The sequence below is a fragment of the Lysinibacillus sp. 1 U-2021 genome (assembly GCF_029916965.1).
Lineage (GTDB): Bacteria > Bacillota > Bacilli > Bacillales_A > Planococcaceae > Lysinibacillus > Lysinibacillus capsici.
Genome location: NZ_CP123966.1, coordinates 2806505 through 2826588, shown reverse-complemented (window position 1 = coordinate 2826588; position 20084 = coordinate 2806505). Strand labels below are relative to the sequence as shown.

Sequence of the window (20084 nt, the reverse complement as noted above, 5' to 3'; positions counted from 1 at the left end):
TTAAAGTTCGGTATGCCTCTTTAGTTTAACAAATTAAAACCCTGTAAATCCACCGAAAATAGGCTGTAAAACGCGTGTAATATACGTTAAGCCATCAAAGAATAATAAAATCCCAACGGCAATCATGATGTAACCGCCGATTTTTACAATTTTCTGGCTGTGTGTACGAATCCAAGTCATTCGTGAAATAAAGAAAGATAGCACGAAGAATGGAATGGCGAATCCTAAATAATACGCAAACATATAGCTAAAGCCCGCACCTGGGTTTGTACTTGCTAACATGATAATCGATGCAAGGATTGGTCCTGTACATGGTGTCCAGCCTGCCGCAAAGGCAATACCAATTAAGACAGACCCAAAATAGCCAGATGGTCTATTTTTAAATTGGAACTTTCGATCCTTCATTAAGAAGTCTATCTGCAATAATCCGACAATCATTAGACCGAATACGACGATTAAAATAGCCCCAACCTGTCGTAATAATGTTTGATAATTCAGGAAGAATTCTGCTGCATATGAAGCACTTAGTCCAATAATGATAAAGATAATGGAAAAGCCTAGTAAAAAGAATAGTGTGTGGAAAATGGCACGTTTTTGTAGCATACCTTTTTCTGATTTTAGCTCATCTAATGTCATACCCGTTATGTACGATAAAAATGCTGGATATAGTGGAAGAGTACATGGTGAAATAAAACTTAAGAACCCTGCACCAAAAGCTAAAAATACGTTAATATCAGATCCCATATTTTTTATTCGCTCCTTACAGTTACTGCATCCATCGTACCAAAAAACAAAATAAAAAGCGCCCTTCTAGTTTGTGAACGTTTCATGGCAAAATGATGAGATTTTTGAGAAGTCCCACCAAGCTACTTCTGCATTATGCGCTCCTGTTGATTTTCTGTCAACAAAATCCGCCAATCTTCCCCCTTTTTCAAAAAGAGAATAGCTAATTTTTCTACCTTTTTCTTGACAGTGTCGATTACTTGTCATTAATGTTGAAAGAAGCTTCTGTTTTTCTTAGACACTATCACGCCCATGTTATCGTAAGAAACTATTTATTTTATACTCATTGTTTAAATCATCTGGATATAAAGTCATCAGATGACCTTATTATAGGTTTATATGATTCAGTATTATTTCCTCAAATTTCGACAGTACCCTACTCTACACAAAGTGTTCATGGTAAACCATGAGTAAATGACTTATTTTCATGTATAATGATGATAGCAAATGAGCGAAAAAAAGAGGTGTAGCCCTTGGAATTAAGAAAGATTAGACCAAAAAAGATCTATGAAGAAGTATCCGAAATCTTGCATGAAAAAATTCGAGCTGGTGTCCTAAAGCCAGGTGATCGGCTTGACTCAGTTGAGCAGCTTGCGGAGCAATTACAAGTGAGTCGTTCCGCTGTACGGGAGGCATTATCTGCATTAAAAGCAATGGGATTGATTGAAATCAAACAAGGCTCTGGAACGTTTGTCAAAAGTGTGCCAGCCCATCAGCTTGACTTTCCTTTATCCACCGCTATGTTAACGAATAGACAGGATATTGCTCATTTACTAGAAGTGCGCAAAATTATTGAAGTGGGAGCAGCAGGACGTGCAGCCCTCCAACGTACAGATCAGGATATTCAGGCAATGGTACAAATTTTAGAGGATATGAAGCAGGCACATGGTGATGGCGAGCTTGGTGAAAAAGCAGATTATCAATTTCATGCAGCTATTGCCAATGCCTCTCAAAACCCCCTACTCACTATAATTTTAGATCAAATTTCTGGTTTAATGATCGAAACGATGAAAGAGACACGGCGAATTTGGTTGTATTCACAAAAAACAACGAGCGAACAATTATATGATGAACATATGCAGATTTTCCTCGCGATTAAACAGCAAAACGAAGAGCTAGCCAAACATGCAATGGCATCTCATTTAAGCAACGTTGAAAAAGTGCTATTACAATATTTCGAAACAACAGAATCCAATTCACACTAAAAACTACCTAGTACAAAGCTAGGTAGTTTTTCTTTTCTGAAAATTCATTAAAAAACGTTTTCACTTTTTCAAATTTGTTGTAAGATTAAATTATTGACAAGTCATCTGATGACCAGTTGTTTACAAAAGGAGCGATGAAATATGAAAGTCACACTATTCGCCACTTGCTTAGTGGATATGTTTCAAGGGGATGTGGGAAAAGCAGTTGTTGAAGTATTAGAAAGACTTGGCTGTGACATCGACTTTCCAGAGGATCAAATTTGCTGTGGACAGCCTGCTTACAATAGCGGCTATGTCGAAGAATCGAAAAATGCGATGAAAAAAATGATCACAGCCTTTGAGCAAGCTGAATATGTAGTCTCTCCCTCTGGTTCCTGCGCTTATATGTTGAAGGAATATCCAGAAGTTTTTAAAGGAGACCCCATATGGGAGCCAAAAGCGCAAGCATTAGCAGCTAAAACCTATGAATTCACAGAATTTATTGTCAACGTATTAAAGATAGAAGATGTTGGAGCGTATCTAAAAGGTAAAGCTACTTATCATACGTCATGCCATATGACAAGATTACTTGGTGTAACAGAGGCACCCTTCCGATTATTAAAGAACGTCAAGGGCTTGCATTATGTGGATCTCCCTGGTAAGGATCGATGCTGCGGATTTGGTGGTACATTTTCTGTTAAAATGGGCAATATTTCTGGAGAAATGGTCCATGAAAAAGTACTGAATGTGGAAGAAACAGGCGCTGACATTTTGATAGGAGCTGACGCAGGCTGCTTATTGAATATCGGTGGCCGCATTCAACGTCAGGGTAAGCCAATTAAAGTGATGCATATTGCAGAAGTGTTAAATTGCCGATAAAAGGGGGAAATAAACATGGCCATGAAAACAAGTGATGATCGGTTTCAACAACGTGTCACGAAAGAGCTAGATAATCAGTTTATGCGTCGTGCGGTTTCGAGTGCCCAAGAACGTTTTCAAACACGTCGCCTTCAACAAGCAGAAGAATTAGGACATTGGGAAGAATGGCGTTCTCATGGAGAGGAAATTCGTAAGCATGTTTTAGCAAATCTTGATTATTACCTTTATCAATTAAGTGAAAATGTTGCCAAACGAGGTGGGCATGTGTTCTTTGCGCAAACTTCACAGGAAGCAACCGACTATATTCAAAGCATTGCTAAAAAGAAAAATGCGGCAAAAATTGTGAAATCCAAATCAATGGTAACAGAAGAAATTAACTTAAATACAGCTTTAGAAGCGCTTGGTTGTGAAGTGATTGAGACAGACCTAGGTGAATATATTTTGCAGGTGGCAGATCACGAGCCCCCTTCGCATATTGTTGCGCCAGCCTTGCATAAAAATAAGGAGCAAATTCGAGATGTTTTTAAGGAAAAACAAGGCTACAGTCAAACAGAAAAACCAGAGGAACTTGCCCTTTATGTACGTGAAAAATTAAGACAGGAATATTTAACAGCCGATATTGGTATTACAGGCTGTAATTTTGCTATTGCTGAAAGTGGATCGATTACACTCGTTACGAATGAGGGCAATGCTGATTTAGTAACAGCGCTACCAAAAACACAAATCACAGTTATGGGAATGGAAAGAATAGTTCCTACATTTGAAGAAATGGAGGTCCTTGTTAGTTTATTAACAAGAAGTGCTGTCGGTCAAAAGCTAACGAGCTATATTACAACGTTAACAGGCGTAAAGGACGAAGAGGATACGGATGGACCAGAGGAATTTCATTTAGTTATTGTTGATAATGGACGCTCGGCTATTTTAGGTAGTGAATTCCAGCCTATTTTACAATGCATTCGCTGTGCTGCCTGTGTCAATGCTTGCCCTGTCTATCGTCATGTTGGTGGGCATACGTATGGCTCTATCTACTCTGGACCTGTAGGTGTTGTGCTTTCTCCACTTTTAGGAGGCTACGATGATTTTAAAGAACTGCCCTACGCTTCTACATTGTGCGGTGCTTGTACAGATGCATGCCCTGTTAAAATTCCATTACATCAGCTCATTCATCGCCATCGTCAGGTCATTGTTGAAAATGAGGGCAAGGCACCTATCTCTGAAAAGCTTTTAATGAAGGCATTTGGTCTAGGGGCTTCCTCCCCTACCCTATATAAAATGGCGACAAAAATGGCTGCACCTGCCATGTCTCCATTTACTAAAAACAAGACTATTTCTAAAGGGCCAGGCCCATTAAAAGCATGGACTGAGGCAAGGGATTTCCCTGCACCAAGTAAAGACAGCTTTAGAGACTGGATGAGACATCGTACAAAAGGAGGCGGGCAATAATGACTGGTATGATTCAGCGTCGAGAAACCTTTTTAGCAAATATTGCGAAGCAGCTCGGACGTTCGCCTAAGACAGAACTACCACGACCAACTTGGCAGTATCAGCCACAAGATCGTGTGCTCAAAGATGCGACAAAGGATGAATTGGTGGAAATATTAATCAAGCAGTGTGCCAACATCCATACCAATATTGTCATTTCTAATACTGCCACACTTCCAGAGGATTTACAGGACGTTGTTGACAAGTATGGAGGTCAGTCTGTTATTACATGGAAGGATAAACGGTTCCAGGACTACGGATTATCCGCACTTATGAACGAACAATGGCCACGAGCCAATATTCAGCTTTATGAATGGGATTCACAGCAACCTGAGGAAAATATCCGTCAAGCTGAAAAAGCAAATATCGGTGTGACAATTAGTGAAATGACGTTAGCAGAATCGGGAACTGCCGTGCTTTTTAGTAGCAAAGATAGAGGGAGGAGCATTAGCTTTTTACCCGAAAAATCAATCATTATCATTCCTAAAAGTACAATTGTGCCTCGTATGACACAGGCAGCTCGTTGGATTAGTGAAAAAATCCGTCAGGGTGAAAAAATTGCTTCCTGTATCAACTTTGTTACGGGACCAAGTAACTCAGCCGATATCGAAATGATTCTTATCGTTGGTGTCCATGGCCCTATTCAAGCAACCTATATTGTCATTGAGGATCAGTAAAAGAACAGGCATGCATTTCACTGCATGCCTGTTCATGTTGTTGAAAAAGATGATGTCAACAGCAGAAAAAGCAACTTTGCAAGGTGAGGGGTTGATTTCCGTTCCGCCAGCGTCCTTTCCAGGGGGCGTCCGATGAGCCGCTTCACTCACTTCCGTTCGCTCCAGGGTCTCCTCTGTGACGCTCAATCCCCTAGGAGTGACGCTGGCTCCACTCCAATCAACCATTCTGCAAAAGGGGCTTTTCCTTATCTTTCATACTAGCTAGCCGTAGTAATCAAATTAGCCTATTATTTGTATGATTAGAGAAAGGATAGACTCTTAATTTCATTGCGAAGAAGTAATGAGTGTCAAAAGCCCTCCATAATGGGTAGTGAAGACCTTCACTTTATTTGAAAACCTTTGCTAAAAAGTTAGTGGGTTGAAGTGGAAGGCTACTTGACTCCCGTGGGATAGCGAGACAGGCGAAACTCTAAACGGAGCGGTAGCGGAGGAAGCGATTCGGCGCTCGCCCACAGGAAAGCAAGTAGCCTGCAACGGAAATCCATTTCTACCTTTCAATTGACTGTTTTGTTTTTCAACACTAAGAACGAGGCTGGGACAAAAAGAAAAAATGTTAGACCAAGATATAATTAGTCTAACATTTTTTTGATTTAGGAAGGCATATTTAACTTCTTAAAGTGAAAAAGCTAATATCCATTTTTATTGTTTTTCAATATAATCGAGTTCTGTCCCAGCCTCGTTATTTTAAGTTGTTGTGTTCGCGACCCCTTCTGGTAGAGCTGCTTTTTCGTAATACTCTGGATGTGCCTCTTTTAAAATAGATGAGCGCAGCATCACAAGTGAAATGATAATAATAATGACACTCGTTACTGGTAAAATAATAGTTGCTGGTAATGTATCATATAACATGCCATAGACTACCATACCAATCGGCATCATAGACATCGCCATCGTTTCCATTAGCCCAAAAACACGCCCACGATACTCTTCCGCAATGATTTTTTGCATATACACCCCGATGGGCATATTAATCCCCATTTCGAAAATTGCGAAAATAAAGTAAATGATGAGATAGAAGATCACAATAGCTATATAGGAAAAATCAGTAACTAAAGGGATGACTGCTAAGCCAACACTTCCCGCCAATAGTAATAAGCTGATTTTCGAAAAGCGTAAAGGGACCTTTACTTCAGATCTTGTTGCGAAATAAAGGGATGCTAAGAGCATGCCTAATGCACCAGATGCTTCAATAAAGCCAAAGTGTGTGGATTCTACTTTTAGCAATTCAATAATGATGTACGTTCCTCCAACAGCGATGGCAGAAAAGAATAGGTTGATCCACAATGCTACCCACATAATGGTCTTAATGACGTTACGTTGCTTGATATAATGAAAACCACTTTTCAGCCCTTCCCACATCTTTTCTTTTTTCGTATCTTCCCCTCTTGTACTATAAAGGTTAAAATCCATTGTTGCCTCTAAACAAAAGGCAATCGCATAGGCCACCATATTCACCATTAAAAATACATCCATATTAAAAAATCCATACATCATACCACCAATGACTGGTCCTCCAATTGCAGCTACGGACATTGACATTTGGTTAAATGACATCGCACGTTGTAATCGCTCTGGATTGACAAGTGTGGCAATAGCAGATGAAAACGTTACACCAGAAAAGGCTGAGCAAATAGTATTAAAAACAGTAGCTATGTATATAGCATAAACAGACATTCCTACTGTTTCTGTATAAAGCAGTAATCCCCCTACTGTCAAAATGGTTCCTGCCTGTGCTATTAATATTGTGCGTTTTTTTGAAAAATTATCTGCGACATAGCCTGCTAAGGGTGCTACAAGTGCGCGTGGTAATACTGAACAAATCATATTGGTAGCGAAGCTCATTGCCGACCCAGTCATCGATAAAATATACAAGCTAATACCGAATGCCATGACGTTTGCACCCAACATGGCAATCATTTTACTCGCCGTGAACATCCATAAGTGATAGGTCGCCTTTTTTAATTTTTCCGCTTCTTTCATCTATACCCCTCCATTATTTAACTAAATTAAAAAGTTTAATTAGGTTAAACAAAATATACCATAGCTCCCTCTTTTCACGCAAGCAAAAGTTTAATATAATTAAACAAAAGGAGGCGAGGCAGTGGACTCTTTAGGCACACGAATTCGCAAATTAAGGAAAGAACAAAAATTAACATTAGAGGCACTTGCCGGTGATCGTCTAACTAAAGGAATGTTAAGCCAAATAGAAAATGATAAGGCTAAACCTTCTATGGAAAGCCTTGACTATATTGCTGAACGTTTAGGTGTAAAAGCTAGTGCATTACTGGAAGAAGTAACCCCATCCTCCATACGCCAGTTATTGGAGCAGGTGGAAAGTTTATTTGCAGAAGTAAAACGTGGTGATGCTCATCATCATCAAGAAATTGTCGATTTAATTAAGCCGTCTGTGGAGGGCTTGCCTCAAAGTTATGAAGCTGGCCGTTTATTGTATATTTACGCAGATGCCCAGTATGAAGCTGGATTAACAACATGGGAAGTCCCGCTTCAGCAAGCCCGCACTATTTTTAAGGAAATTAATTTACTTAGCCATTGGTTCAAAACCTTTATCCTAGAGATGGCTATTTTAGCAGCAAAACGTCAATATACAGTGGCGTACGATTGTATCTTACAGGCAAAGGAAATTATCGAACAAGAAGACTATCAGCTCGATTCTCGTGATGCCTTATTAATGACTTATTATACAAGTATTTTCCAACTTGCAATTGGTGAGCATGAGGAAGGGAAAAAATTAATTCAAGAGACGATTGCCAATGCTCATAAAAACCAACTGTTCTATCAGATTGATAATATGTACAGAATTGGTGCCTATTGTGCCATGATTGATCGTGATTTTGAACAAACCAATCATATGTTTATGAAACTGGAGCAATATCAGGCATTTGCTGAACGTGTTGAGGTTGATGCTTTTATTTTTGTATTGAAGGCACATTATTATAATAATTACAGCAATAATTATGACCAGGCTCTGATCGAAATAGAACGTTTTTATCAGCTTAGACACGATGATTATTTAGACAAGCTAGATCCAAACTTTTACTATGCTGAAAAAGGAAAATCCTTATATTTACTTGGACAATATGAGGAGGCGAAGGCTGCATTCGAACAGTATAAACACAGACCGATCTATATTAATCATCCATATGATATTTTAAGCTTAAATGAATGCTTTTCCTATAAAGCCCTTTGCTTTGCACATTTTGGTGAGCTAACAACAGCCTATGAAATTGCAAAAATGGCCTATACAGATTCACTGGATTTAGTGGATTTGCCCTATAAACGAAAAATTGAGGAAGTCTATCGAACGATTAAGGCACAGATTGATTCCATAACTTAATTAGTAAAGGGATTGCACGAGGCTGTGCAATCCCTTGTTTTTATTGCTGACGATCACTCTTTATTTGTTTATGGATCTTGCGTAACGCTTTTTTCGACCCACGTTCGATATCGTGCTGAAGCTTCCGATCCTGATAGTCTACAAATAATGTCTCTAAATCATATCCTTCAGGGTATAACTCTGTTGCAGGTAATTCAAGGGCAAGCCGCTTAACATTCACCTCTAGTATTTGCCCCTGATAGAATACGCTGACATTATTGTACGGATTCATTTCTTCATATACCAATCCCACATCATCATAGTCCAATAATTTCACACGATCCCCTTTGGCAAATGTATAAGCTGCTGCCAAGCTTTTTTTCTCTTCTTTAGGCTTTCGAATTTTACTATCCTGAACGAGCGTCAGCTGATATTCTTTATTATTGATATAATCCTTTGCTCTTTGTAAAACCGCTTCGCGGACATTCATTTTTTTAGAAATCCATAAGGCATTGCTTTCTCCAGAGGTGCCGATGAGTAATTGGTACAAAGGCTCTAATGTTTCAGCATGGAAGCGCATTGCCGCATTCATAAAATCAGGATGCATGTCAGAAAATCGTTTAATTTCACCATAATGTGTAGTTGCCACAGTTATACAGCCCATTTGATAAAATTCTTCTAATAGCGCAATGGCTAGTGCAGCTCCTTCATTTGGCTCTGTTCCACTGCCAATTTCATCAAACAGTAAGAGTGTATGATTATTAGCAGCTCTCATAATATCGGAAAGATTTTTCATATGAGAAGAAAACGTACTAAGTGCATTCTCTATACTTTGATTATCGCCAATATCAACAAAGATATGATCAAATACAGCCATTTCCGTTCCTTCGTCCGCTACAATATGGAAGCCCGACATCGTAGCTAATGTTAAAAGGCCAATGGTTTTCAACACAACTGTTTTCCCACCAGCGTTTGGACCTGTAATCATTAAGCTACGGTAGTCTTTCGCGATGGAAAATTGAAGGGGTACCGCATTTCCTGGTAGTAATGGATGCTTACCATTGATTAGTTGAATATAACCGTAATCATTTATACGTGGCTCCCTACCACCAATTTGTCTACTGAACTTCGCTTTGGCAAAAACCATATCGTATTGACTAATCAACTCCATGTTAATGGTGATGGCATGAAGATGTTCCATCAATAGCCCTGATAAAGACGCTAAAATCTGGTATTCCTCCACGGCTTCCTCAGCCTTTAAGGTAGCTAATTCTACATTTAATTTAGCGACAACACTTGGCTCCATAAAAACGGTTGCTCCTTTTGAGGAAATTTCAACGACCGTACCCTGTACATGATTTTTATAGGTCGCCTTAATTGGAATCGTATAGCGATCATCCTTTTGACTAATAAAAAATTCCTGAATATACGGTTTATTGGCACTGTTATTTATAAATTTCGTTAAACGTTCTTTAATTTTTTCCTCTGTCGTTTCCATATGATGTCGGATGCGTTTTAATTCACGACTAGCGGCCGAATCTACACGATTGGCTTTGATCGCAAAATTAATTTCCTCCTCCACGCTTTTAAATTCAGCCATAGAATGAGCGTAAGAGGAAAGAACAGGCGCAAAAAATGCCTTATCTAACATAAATTTTTTGATGTTGCGGCAGCCTCGTAAAAAATCAGAGATACTCACTAGCTCACTGGGATCTAGAAGCATTCCCTTTTCAAGCTTTGTCATAATATGCTCAATATTCGATACCCCTAAAAACGGAACATGCCCCTCTGCATCCAATATTGCACGAGCTTCTGTTGTTTCATTCAACCGATTTTTTACCACTGTTAAGTTTGAGCTTGGCATTAATTTATCTAAAAGCTGTTTTCCTAACCCGCTGACACAATAGGATTTAACGATGTCCTTTAATTCATGATATTGTAATTTTTCAAGTGTAGTATTATTCATTTCTTTTTGCTCCTCATTGTAATGTTTTATCATACATGAAGATACCTACCCAATAATAGATAGCAATGATGGTTTAAACAAAATAAAAAAGCTGTGAGGAATCCCCACAGCTCTATCTTTAAAAGGCGCGTTTTCCTAGCATCACAAATAAAACTTCAGCTAATTGAAGTTTCTATCCTATCTGCCACGCTTAATAAAGTATTGTAGGTATCTACATAGGTTGTTGAAATAGATCCATGACAAAATAAGGGGTGTTTATAACATGTATCCCCTGCTGTCGTCATCGCCACTATTTCATTCAATTTTTACCTAGTTAGAACCTACCGCACTCACAAAAAGCACCTCTCATTAATTGATCATTGTTATCTAATTATTGTCATTTTACTATATGCTAACAGGAAAGTAAAGGTACCTACCTTGTCGAATCTATCAAAAAGACTCTATTGTTAGCCTCACCCTACTCAGTCTACTATTCTTTAAGATACGATTAAACAAATAGCAGAAAATCTAGCAGCTCAATCCGATAAGGAAATAAAAAAGTTTTGTCCATTACAAAGCGAAGTGATTAAAGTTACATAAAAAAGACCTGTAGAAACATCTACAAGTCTTTTACGAAACTGATTTATGATGGGCTTTTCTTGTTTCTATAATTTTCGAACCCGAAAATAAAAGTAAAGCTGCCCAAATAATGCTGAATGCAAGGAGCTCAACCTGACTAAATGGCTCTTTGTATAGCACGATGCCTAAAATTAAGACAATCGTTGGCGATACGTATTGGATAAATCCTAGTAAATATAAAGGAATATTTTGTGCCCCCTTCGCAAATAAAATAAGCGGGACGGCTGTTACTAAACCACTAAAGATCATCAAAATATCTGTTTTAACATCAACATGTAAAAACGAGGCTTGATGTGTAGTAAAAAGATAGACATAATAGCCTAATGCAAAGGGTAAAATCAATAACGTTTCAATGGCTAGGCCTCTTGTAGCATCCAGTGTAATTTTCTTTTTCAGCACACCATAAATAGCGAAAGATAGCGCAATCAATAAAGCTACCCAAGGTACTGAGCCGTAATTGATCGTTAAAATAATCACCGCAATAAAAGCAATTCCTGTTGCTACCCATTGTGCACGACTCAGCGATTCTTTAAAGAAAATCACCCCGAAAATTACTGACAATAGCGGATTAATATAATAACCTAAGCTCGTTTCAATGAGATGATTATGCGTCACTGCCCAAATATATAAATACCAGTTCATTGAAATGACAAAGGATGCACCCGCAAGCTGCCAGAAATGCTTTTGATGTGACCATAAATATTTTAAATCTGCTACGAGATCCTGACGCATTCGAAATACGAGCACTGCCAGCACCGTAAAGACAAAGGACCAAATGACACGGGATAATAAAATCTCCATACTTGGTACATGCTCAAGTAATTTCCAATATAGAGGGAATGCTCCCCAAAAGGCATAGGCAAAAAAGGCTGTCAAAACTCCTTTTTTCTCATTTGACATGCTATTAACGCTCCTACTCTTACTGAAATCGGTTAACGATTTCCTATAATCTTAAACTAGTTAAAGAATAGACTCATTATAGGACTTTGAGTAGCTGCTGTAAATGCCAAATTTCTAGTTCCTTTTAAAAGCTGTTAACCTTTTTGTTCCGACTCTAGCTCAGAAATATACTTGCGTACAGTACTATAGCTAATCTCTGGATTGATTTGGCGCTTGATGCGAATATGGATTTCTTTAATTCCAACCCCTTGCTCACGCATATCTCGAATCATCGACTTCAAGGGCCCCGTCAATGACTCTCGTGACATCGCTGTATATTTACTTAGTTCAATGAGAAGATCTGTATTTTGTTGACGGAGCACCTTCATCTCCTCCACCACGCAATTGTATTCAGTTACCTTTTTCTGCAAGACGGTGTTTTGCTGCTTTAATTTTTGTAAATCTTCTGTTAGCTGTGCATTTTGTTTTTTTAGCATTTTTCGTTCCCGTTCTAAACCATTTTGCTTGTTATCTAAATCTTTATACATAGCATTATATAACTCCTCCATATGCAAAAGCTCTAGATAGCGACTTTGCGGTACAATCATTAAGCTATCTGTCGTGTATAGAGCAAGTGTTCCATCTTTAAAAGGCTCATACGACAATGTAGAGGGATTGATTTTATTTGCCATTTATTTTTTCACTCCTCCACGAATAATTACATGTAATCGAATACCTTTGTGTAGCATCTTTCCGCTTCCTTTTCTATTTGATAACCATTCTCATTTAACATTATCATAATCACTATTTTGCTTTTTGTCAAAGATCATTTCCATTGTGTGGAAGGAGCCTCTATCTGCCTACCCTTTCCATAAAAAAAGCCTCTTGCAACAATAGCTGCAAGAAGCTTTAGCCTTACATTTTTTTCAGTTTCTCATACTCCAATTGCAAACGCTCAATACGTTTACGACCTTCTTCACGGTTTCTTGCTGTTTCTGCTTGAATTTGCTTTGTTTCTTGAATACCAGCCATAATTGTTTGCCATGTTGTTTCAATGGTTTCGATTTTAATGCTTGGACTACCAGCTTGACGAGCGATATTCACACTGTTCTTACTAATATTTTCTGCATTACGCACAAGCATTTCATTCGTACGGCGATCTAGTTCCACCATAGAATCAGAAATTAACTTTTGACGCTTCAATGTCACTGCGTGAATAAGCCCCTGCTTAAAGATCGGAATCGTTGTGACAAAGGCAGAATTAATCTTGGCAATTAGATGATTGTTCCCTTGCTGCATTAATCGAATTTGTGGTGCTGATTGGAATGATACTTGTTGTGCCATTTCTAAATCATAACGACGTTGCTCTAATAATTCCACAGCACGAAGCATTGTTTCATATTCCATAGCTGCCAATTGATCACCACTTTGAGCCTTTTGTTCAAGTGCTGGTAAAGACGCACGAACCTCTTCTGTTTTCACTTCAATAGCTGCAACACATTTACTTAATGATTGGAAGTAGTTTAAGTTTTGATCATACAAATTTTCAAGGTCAATGGTATTACGCTTCATTTCCCCTTCATATTTTTGGATTTCACGGTAAATGACATCCACTTCTTTATTCATGCTGTCATACTTAGATAAGAACCTTTCCAATTGCTCTTTTCCTTTGTTAAAGAGCTTGGAGATGAAACCGCCCTTTTTCTCTTCCGCAAAATCCTGTGGATCAAATTTATCCATAATTTTATTCAGGTTATTTAAAAGCACACTCGATTCTTCCAGCTTACTAGCTTTCATCGTTGCGAGCATTTTATCAGAAAAGGTTGAAATGCCACTTGCCGTTTCTTTACCGAGCTCTAGCATGGCAATTTGATCTTTGACATCAATTTTTTGTGCAAGTGTATGAACCTCTGGATCCTGCTTTAACATTAGCTGGTTTTGAGCGATTTGTGATAGTTCCTGCTCAGATACAAGTACTGGCTTTTGCTCAGCCGTTTGCTGTAAAAGTGGATTTGGCTGTAATAAAGGATTTTCTGAAGCGAATGGGTCCTTGGATTTTAAAAGATCATTGTTGAATTCAGACATATGTTTTACCCCCTGCAATTTATCTCTACTAATTACTTACGATTACCATGTAAAAAAGTTTCATTTTCTATAGGATGAAAAAATACGAATCTGCTATACAATAGCCATTCTGATGTACCTTATATTGCAAACTATATTGATTAGGGTGAGCATTATTAACAAAAATTTCCACTTCAGTGCAATAGTGAAGAATTTCTGCTATTTCTTTACTAGTAGGACACAGCTGTTGAAGCTTTTGAAAGAGCTGCGCTTTTTCTTCGATTGTTGCTAAACGCTGATTTGATGATCGGTCAAGAATTGCCTCCACCTCTGATTTAGCTAACATCATCCCATCCCCTTTTATAAATTATAGCTTCTTTCTAGCCAAAATTCGACTGATTCCGTAAATTCCTTTACATTGTTTGCTAACAATGGCACCATGACACCAAAAAAGCAGCTACATTATCCATGTAGCTGCCATTATGTTATGTTGTTACCTTTAATACCGTTTTAATTTTTTGAATGACGCCGCCAGAGCTATATGTCAATACACTACGTTTATAGAACGATAAACTGAATAGGTATACGACAACAATCGTTACGACTAAAATTCCTAAAGAAAGTAATGGTACAATGCCACCGATATCTGTAGCGCCAATACGCATTGGCATGATCATGCCAGAAGTTAGTGGGATATAAGAGAATATTTTAATGATAATTGTATCTGGATTCCCCATGCCTGTCAGCATAACATAAAAGCCAATAATCGTAATAATCATCGCAGGCATTAATACTTGACCCGCCTCTTCTACTTTCGATACTAAAGAGCCAAATAATGCACCGATAATAAGATAAAGGATAACTGTTAACAGTAGGAATACGATCGCATAGATGACATAGCCAACGGACAATTCCTTGACAATACTAGCAGCTGCATCCCAAACCATCCCACCTTTGATAAACTTCGCATAGATAAGGAACACGATCGCAATAATGCCCATCTGTGTTAAAGCGAGCAATAAAACGCCAGCGATTTTTGCTTTAAAATGTGTCGCTGGTTTGACACTAACTAAAAGCATTTCCATTGCGCGTGAGCCTTTTTCAGAGGCTATTTCAGTCGTAATCATCGAGAGGAATGTAGAAATGAAGAAATAGATTAAAATTCCAACCGCATAGGAAACTACTAGCCCTGATTGCTTTTCTTCTTCACTTTTCCCACCTGTTGATGCCTCATTTAAGTTTTTCGTTGAAATTGTTGTTTGAGCTGCCATAATTTGTGCTGCTTGCTCAGGTGAAAGCGATAATTGTTGTACGGCATAGTGTTGTCCTGCATATTGTAATAAGGATGATAATGTAGATTGATCGTTTAATTTCAGTGGTGTGAACGTAGCAATTTCCGCATGTAATTGACCATTTTGATCGTTAATCGTCACAATCGCATCCAGCTTGCCGTCCTTTACTCTTTTTTCAAGGGTCGATACATCTTGCTCATCCTGAATAAAATTCATATCTCCATTCGAGACAAAAATACCACTTAGATCAGCAGAGGTTTTATTAATAATCGCGATTTGCTGTGCTTCATCATCACCTGTGAATAATTCCTTAATTTCTGACCAGAAGACAGCCACTGACATGACAATTACATATAAACAAGTCATTAAGATAAAGGATTTTGATTTAATTTTAGCTTTATATAATTGCTTCATTAATAAACTAAACTTCGACAACATGGCCACCTACCTTATCTTTAAAGATTTCATCTAACGATAAATAATCTAAGCTGAATTTTTCAATATACTTCCCATTGGATAGCTGCTCAAAGATACCTTGAGCAAAGCTTTCGTCCACTAATGTAAGCACTGTTTGCTCCTTCTCTACACGCACATCCTTGACACCCTCAAGTGCCAATAATTGTGTTGTTGACCAATCCGTACGGACAGCAAGCTTTGTTTTACCATATTGTTTCTTTAAATCTAGTAAGCTTCCAGAAAATAAAGAAACACCTCGTTTTAATAAACACAAATGATCACAAAGCTCCTCGACATTGTCCATTTGGTGACTGGAGAACAAAATCGTCGTGCCTTGCTCTTTCAATAGTAAAATAGCATCCTTTAGTAAATCTTTATTGACGGGATCTAGCCCACTGAACGGCTCATCTAAAATTAAAAACGCAGGTTTATGGATAAAGCTTGCAATGAGCTGTACCTTTTGCTGATTTCCCTTTGACAGTGTTTCTGCCTTATCCTTGCGTTTTTCCTCCAGTTCAAAACGTTGAATCCAAAAATCTATTTCCTTTTTCAGCTCTGCTCGTTTCATGCCACGTAGCTCACCAAAAAAGTAAAGCTGCTCCTCTACCTTCATTGTTGGGAAAATACCACGCTCCTCTGGTAAATAACCAAGGACATCTCGGTTAATGGCATTAACTGGCTGCCCATCCCAAGTAATCGTCCCCGCTGTCGTCTCCTGTAAATCTAAAATCATTCGGAATGTCGTTGTTTTTCCTGCACCATTTTGACCAATTAGACCGAAAATTTCCCCTTTTTCAATGGTAAAATTTAAATCATCTACAGCTGTAAAATCCTTGTACTTCTTTGTGACATGCTGTAACTGTAATGTCATGTTGTCTTCCTCCTTATCCTTCAAATATATGTAAGTCTTGTTTCAAGCCCTTTTTACGATTTTCATTTTTAACTATAGGAATGAATAGCAGTAAGGCGACAAGCAAATTCATGCACCCCACACTTGTATTCATAGATCCTACAACGAATTCCCGTAAACCAAGGGATAGATTATAAATACCAATGATTAAATTTAACAGTAGCACGAATATAAAAATGCGATTCATGGATTTAATATAGTTTATTTTCGAGGAAGCATCTGAAAATATCTCAAAAGGGCCCTCCGATTTTGGTTTTCGATAATAGGCCCACCCACCAAACTTAGACACACACTCGATATTCATTTCGTCTAGAAACTCAAAATAATCCTTTGACTTTCTATTGACAAATTCATTTCGATAAATATATTGACCAGGTATCCCTTTTTCAAAAACAAAGTAGCCTACCACTGTCTTTTTAAGATTCCACCCCCGATCTGCCATGTCATTGACCCATCGTTCTTCCTTTTCATAATCAGTAAAAAAACGATACACTCTTTTTTTCATTTTGCATCACCCCTACTATAAAATCATGCTTCCTTTTTCATTATTTTCTGATTTCCCGGAAAATAATAGACGCTTCGTTAATCCGAAAATACATTTAATTCTCTCTTTAATCGATTACGTATACGCATAAGCTTATAAAATGGGAGGGCAAATAATACAACAACCACAAGATTCAGCGTATTTAACGCGAAACCAACCCAGTCTGTTGTTTGCTCCGAAAAATCGCCAATTAAACCGATCAGTCCAATGAACAAATTAAGTAGAATAAGAGAAAGTAAGAGCATCATCTTTTTTGACAGGTTACCAATTTTCGTTTTTTTATCTGTATACAGCTCAAATGGACCTTCCTGTGCTGCTTTTCTAAAAAATACAAAATTTCCAGAGCGGTCTACTTGTTCAATGTCAGAGGATTTGAGAAATTCGAGAAATTCCTCTTCATAGTGCGTACCGAATCGCTCTAATTCATCATGGCGATAAATATAGCTATTTGGTTCTCCACGCTCAAACGTAAAACGAATCCATGTAAATTTTTTTAAGTGCCAGCCCTGACTAGCCATGTCATTGACCCACTTCTCTATTGCATAGGGATTAATCATCAATCGATATTTATGCATATTATTCAACTCCTCTCGTTATACGGATACCATTGTCAAAAAGTTCCCTTAATCTTAAAATTTCATATTCCACCACTGTTTTTCCAGTTTCGGTAATCATATATTCTTTCTTTCTGCCATCTCCATCAAGTGCCTCTATCCATCCTCGTTCCAACAACGTTTTAATCGCACCATATATGGTTCCTGCCCCTAAGCGCACTCTTCCATTGCTCATTTCTTCCACCAATTGCATAATGCCATAGCCATGCCTCGCCTCAAATAATGCTAATAAAATATAATAAACGCCCTCTGTTAATGGCGGATGCTCCTGTGTCATACAAATCCTCCTTTATATCGTCCATCAATATATCGTCAGTCGATACATTTAAAATATATCAGCAGTCGATATAATTGTCAACGCTCATTCAGAGTGTTGCAGATCCTCGTACACTATGCTAGGATGTAAGTAATTACTTGCATGGAAGGAAGTATGTTCTTGACAACGAAAGGAACTGCGCAACGAATTATCGAAGCTGCTCTACAATTGATTAGTGAAAAAGGCTATACAGCTGCAACGACCAAAACCATTGCAGAATTAGCAGGTGTCAATGAGGTCACTCTTTTCCGTCACTTTGGTAACAAACATGGTTTATTAAAGGCCATTATTGAGCAATTTTCTTATTATCCGCTTCTACAGCAGGAGATCAATCAAAATGTAACGTGGGAATTAGAAAAGGATTTGTTAAATTTCTCACTGAAGCATTTTCATTTTTTAATGTCGATTAAAGATTTTGTCATGATCGGCTTTAAGGAATCCATTCAATTTCCTGAAATTAGTGAGGAAATCGCCAATATCCCTCTCCTCATCAAAAAGGAGCTCATTCACTATTTTCAAGAGATGCATCAACAGGGGAAAATAAGGGAAGTTGATTTTGAAGCAGCAGCGCTATCGCTTATCGCTTTGAATTTTGGTCATTTTATGTCACGTGCTCGACTTGGAACTATCGTATCTGACTTACCAACGGAAGAACTTTTACAAACTAGTGTTGCTATTTTTTCTAGGGGACTCGTTTCCTAGAAAAAATTTTTCTAATCAATGCAAGTAAGTACTTACTTAATTTTAGGAGGAATAAAAAATGACAGGTTTACAAGCACTATTGCGAGTTCGTGAAACCTATATCGGCATTGTTGCAACCATTGCCTTCCAATTAATCTTCTTTACAATTTGGATGACTGCCTATGATGGTGTCAATGAAAGAGCAGAACAGTTAAGCATTGGTATTGTTGTAGAAGATTCTGTAATGGGTCAACAGGTAGCACAGAACATCAAAGGCTCCATCCCCTTTGGAATGGAGGACTATTCTTCGATGAAGGAAGCTGAGCGCGCATTAAACGAACGACAAATTAATATGATTATGCAAATTCCATCCGATTTTACCAATCAAATTCAGGCAGGGAAAGAGGCTGAAATTATTTATGCGATTAATCAAGCCAATGCAAGTGTAGCGAAAAATATGATGGAGGGTGTAGCAAAGCAATTAACAGAAGAAATCAATCAAGCCCTGTATCCAATGCAACAAAATCAAGCGGTTGCAGTCTTTGCTCAACAATTTGCTCAGCTTCCCTTCGAGCAACACACTGCCCAACAAATTACCACTTCTGTCAAAACGACAGTAATGAATGTCAAAGACCATCCCGTCGATGGTACGATTGTAAAAACCAATGATGTAAAGGGATTTGCTGCAAACTTTGTCCCACTTATGGTCATCATCTCCTCCTTTGTGGGAGCGATGGTTATGATTATGCAACACCAACAAGCAGCACAGCTCGTTCAAGACAGCCTATCAAAATGGCAATTGTTTCTCGCAAGACAGCTACTCAATGTGGGCGTAGCCTTTACATTGCCATTCATAACAATTGGCTTGATGCACCTTTTTAATATCGATAGTCAAGAAAGCCTGCTGTCGATTTATCTCTTCCAATCTGTAATGTATCTTGCTTTCCTCAGCTTGGCCCAAGTATTTGTGATTGCCTTTGGAAATATGGGGATGATATTTAATATTTGTGCTCTCTCACTCCAATTAGTAACATCAGGTGTACTTGTTCCAAAAACCATGCTATCTGAAGGATACAAACAGGTCGCTGCCATGCTACCTGCCTCGTATGGAGCAGATGGCTACTACACAATCATCTTTGGTGGTAGTTCTGATAATCTCCTGCAAAACAGTAGCTCATTGGCCATCATCATCTTCGTGACACTAGCCATTGCTACGTTGATCGTCACATTTAAGCCAGCTCCAGTCCGATGATTTAATAGAAAAGAGAAGGTCTACAAGTTGATGTAGACCTTCTCTTTGGTTATCCGCTACTTTTTCTCTTCTATCCTTCAAATTGAGCGTTCT

19 protein-coding genes are annotated in these 20084 nt (G+C 38.2%); 7 read left to right on the top strand and 12 right to left on the bottom strand.

Annotated features, from left to right (window positions below; translation table 11 throughout):
* Positions 1-33 precede the first annotated feature (33 nt).
* Positions 34-744, bottom strand: coding sequence for a cytochrome c biogenesis CcdA family protein (locus tag QH639_RS14510; RefSeq protein WP_016995208.1), 711 nt, complete (start codon positions 742-744; stop codon positions 34-36).
* A 512-nt stretch (positions 745-1256) separates the two neighbouring features.
* Between QH639_RS14510 and QH639_RS14505 the strand changes: the two genes are divergently transcribed.
* From QH639_RS14505 to QH639_RS14490, 4 genes are all read left to right on the top strand, one after another.
* Entirely contained in the window at positions 1257-1988 is a 732-nt protein-coding gene (locus QH639_RS14505) for a FadR/GntR family transcriptional regulator (protein WP_281114715.1), read from the top strand.
* A gap of 141 nt (positions 1989-2129) precedes the next feature.
* Positions 2130-2846, top strand: a complete 717-nt coding sequence (locus tag QH639_RS14500) for a (Fe-S)-binding protein (protein ID WP_281114714.1) — start codon at positions 2130-2132, stop codon at positions 2844-2846.
* A gap of 15 nt (positions 2847-2861) precedes the next feature.
* The gene (locus QH639_RS14495; protein WP_237900249.1) at positions 2862-4289 is read left to right on the top strand and encodes a LutB/LldF family L-lactate oxidation iron-sulfur protein; all 1428 of its coding nucleotides are present in this window, start codon (positions 2862-2864) and stop codon (positions 4287-4289) included.
* A complete protein-coding gene (locus tag QH639_RS14490) occupies positions 4289-5005 on the top strand; it encodes a LutC/YkgG family protein (protein ID WP_237900247.1) in 717 nt (238 codons plus the stop codon). Before QH639_RS14495 ends, QH639_RS14490 begins: the two co-directional genes overlap by 1 nt.
* 744 nt (positions 5006-5749) lie before the next feature.
* On the opposite strand, the gene QH639_RS14485 is transcribed toward QH639_RS14490, so the two are convergent.
* On the bottom strand, positions 5750-7045 hold the full coding sequence (locus tag QH639_RS14485) for an MFS transporter (protein WP_281114713.1): 1296 nt from the start codon (positions 7043-7045) through the stop codon (positions 5750-5752).
* A gap of 121 nt (positions 7046-7166) precedes the next feature.
* On the opposite strand from QH639_RS14485, the gene QH639_RS14480 reads away from it, so the two are divergent.
* A complete protein-coding gene (locus tag QH639_RS14480; RefSeq protein ID WP_237900244.1) occupies positions 7167-8420 on the top strand; it encodes a helix-turn-helix domain-containing protein in 1254 nt (417 codons plus the stop codon).
* Positions 8421-8460: 40 nt separating this feature from the next.
* On the opposite strand, the gene QH639_RS14475 is transcribed toward QH639_RS14480, so the two are convergent.
* From QH639_RS14475 to QH639_RS14430, 10 genes are all read right to left on the bottom strand, one after another.
* Positions 8461-10365, bottom strand: a complete 1905-nt coding sequence (locus QH639_RS14475; RefSeq protein ID WP_237900242.1) for an endonuclease MutS2 — start codon at positions 10363-10365, stop codon at positions 8461-8463.
* A 609-nt stretch (positions 10366-10974) separates the two neighbouring features.
* Complete coding sequence (rarD, locus tag QH639_RS14470) at positions 10975-11883, bottom strand: EamA family transporter RarD (RefSeq protein WP_281114712.1); 909 nt, start codon at positions 11881-11883, stop codon at positions 10975-10977.
* Between the two features lie 134 nt (positions 11884-12017).
* Complete coding sequence (locus tag QH639_RS14465; RefSeq protein WP_048390186.1) at positions 12018-12554, bottom strand: hypothetical protein; 537 nt, start codon at positions 12552-12554, stop codon at positions 12018-12020.
* Between the two features lie 223 nt (positions 12555-12777).
* The gene (locus QH639_RS14460; RefSeq protein WP_281114711.1) at positions 12778-13947 is read right to left on the bottom strand and encodes a toxic anion resistance protein; all 1170 of its coding nucleotides are present in this window, start codon (positions 13945-13947) and stop codon (positions 12778-12780) included.
* A 67-nt stretch (positions 13948-14014) separates the two neighbouring features.
* Positions 14015-14275, bottom strand: coding sequence for a hypothetical protein (locus QH639_RS14455; protein WP_281114709.1), 261 nt, complete (start codon positions 14273-14275; stop codon positions 14015-14017).
* 136 nt (positions 14276-14411) lie between these two features.
* Positions 14412-15656 (bottom strand): ABC transporter permease, encoded by a 1245-nt coding sequence (locus QH639_RS14450; RefSeq protein ID WP_237900235.1) that lies wholly within the window; start codon positions 15654-15656, stop codon positions 14412-14414.
* Positions 15640-16545, bottom strand: coding sequence for an ABC transporter ATP-binding protein (locus QH639_RS14445; RefSeq protein ID WP_048390175.1), 906 nt, complete (start codon positions 16543-16545; stop codon positions 15640-15642). Before QH639_RS14445 ends, QH639_RS14450 begins: the two co-directional genes overlap by 17 nt.
* 13 nt (positions 16546-16558) lie before the next feature.
* Positions 16559-17089 carry a DUF2812 domain-containing protein gene (locus QH639_RS14440; protein ID WP_281114706.1) on the bottom strand — a complete coding sequence of 177 codons (531 nt, stop codon included), beginning with the start codon at positions 17087-17089 and terminating at the stop codon, positions 16559-16561.
* A 77-nt stretch (positions 17090-17166) separates the two neighbouring features.
* Positions 17167-17703 (bottom strand): DUF2812 domain-containing protein, encoded by a 537-nt coding sequence (locus tag QH639_RS14435; RefSeq protein ID WP_259419129.1) that lies wholly within the window; start codon positions 17701-17703, stop codon positions 17167-17169.
* 1 nt (position 17704) lies between these two features.
* Complete coding sequence (locus QH639_RS14430) at positions 17705-18019, bottom strand: PadR family transcriptional regulator (RefSeq protein WP_237900230.1); 315 nt, start codon at positions 18017-18019, stop codon at positions 17705-17707.
* A gap of 153 nt (positions 18020-18172) precedes the next feature.
* Here QH639_RS14430 and QH639_RS14425 point away from each other — a divergent pair, with 153 nt between their 5' ends.
* Positions 18173-18760, top strand: coding sequence for a TetR/AcrR family transcriptional regulator (locus tag QH639_RS14425; protein ID WP_259419130.1), 588 nt, complete (start codon positions 18173-18175; stop codon positions 18758-18760).
* A gap of 58 nt (positions 18761-18818) precedes the next feature.
* Positions 18819-19991, top strand: a complete 1173-nt coding sequence (locus QH639_RS14420; protein WP_237900228.1) for a YhgE/Pip domain-containing protein — start codon at positions 18819-18821, stop codon at positions 19989-19991.
* Positions 19992-20084: the final 93 nt, after the last annotated feature.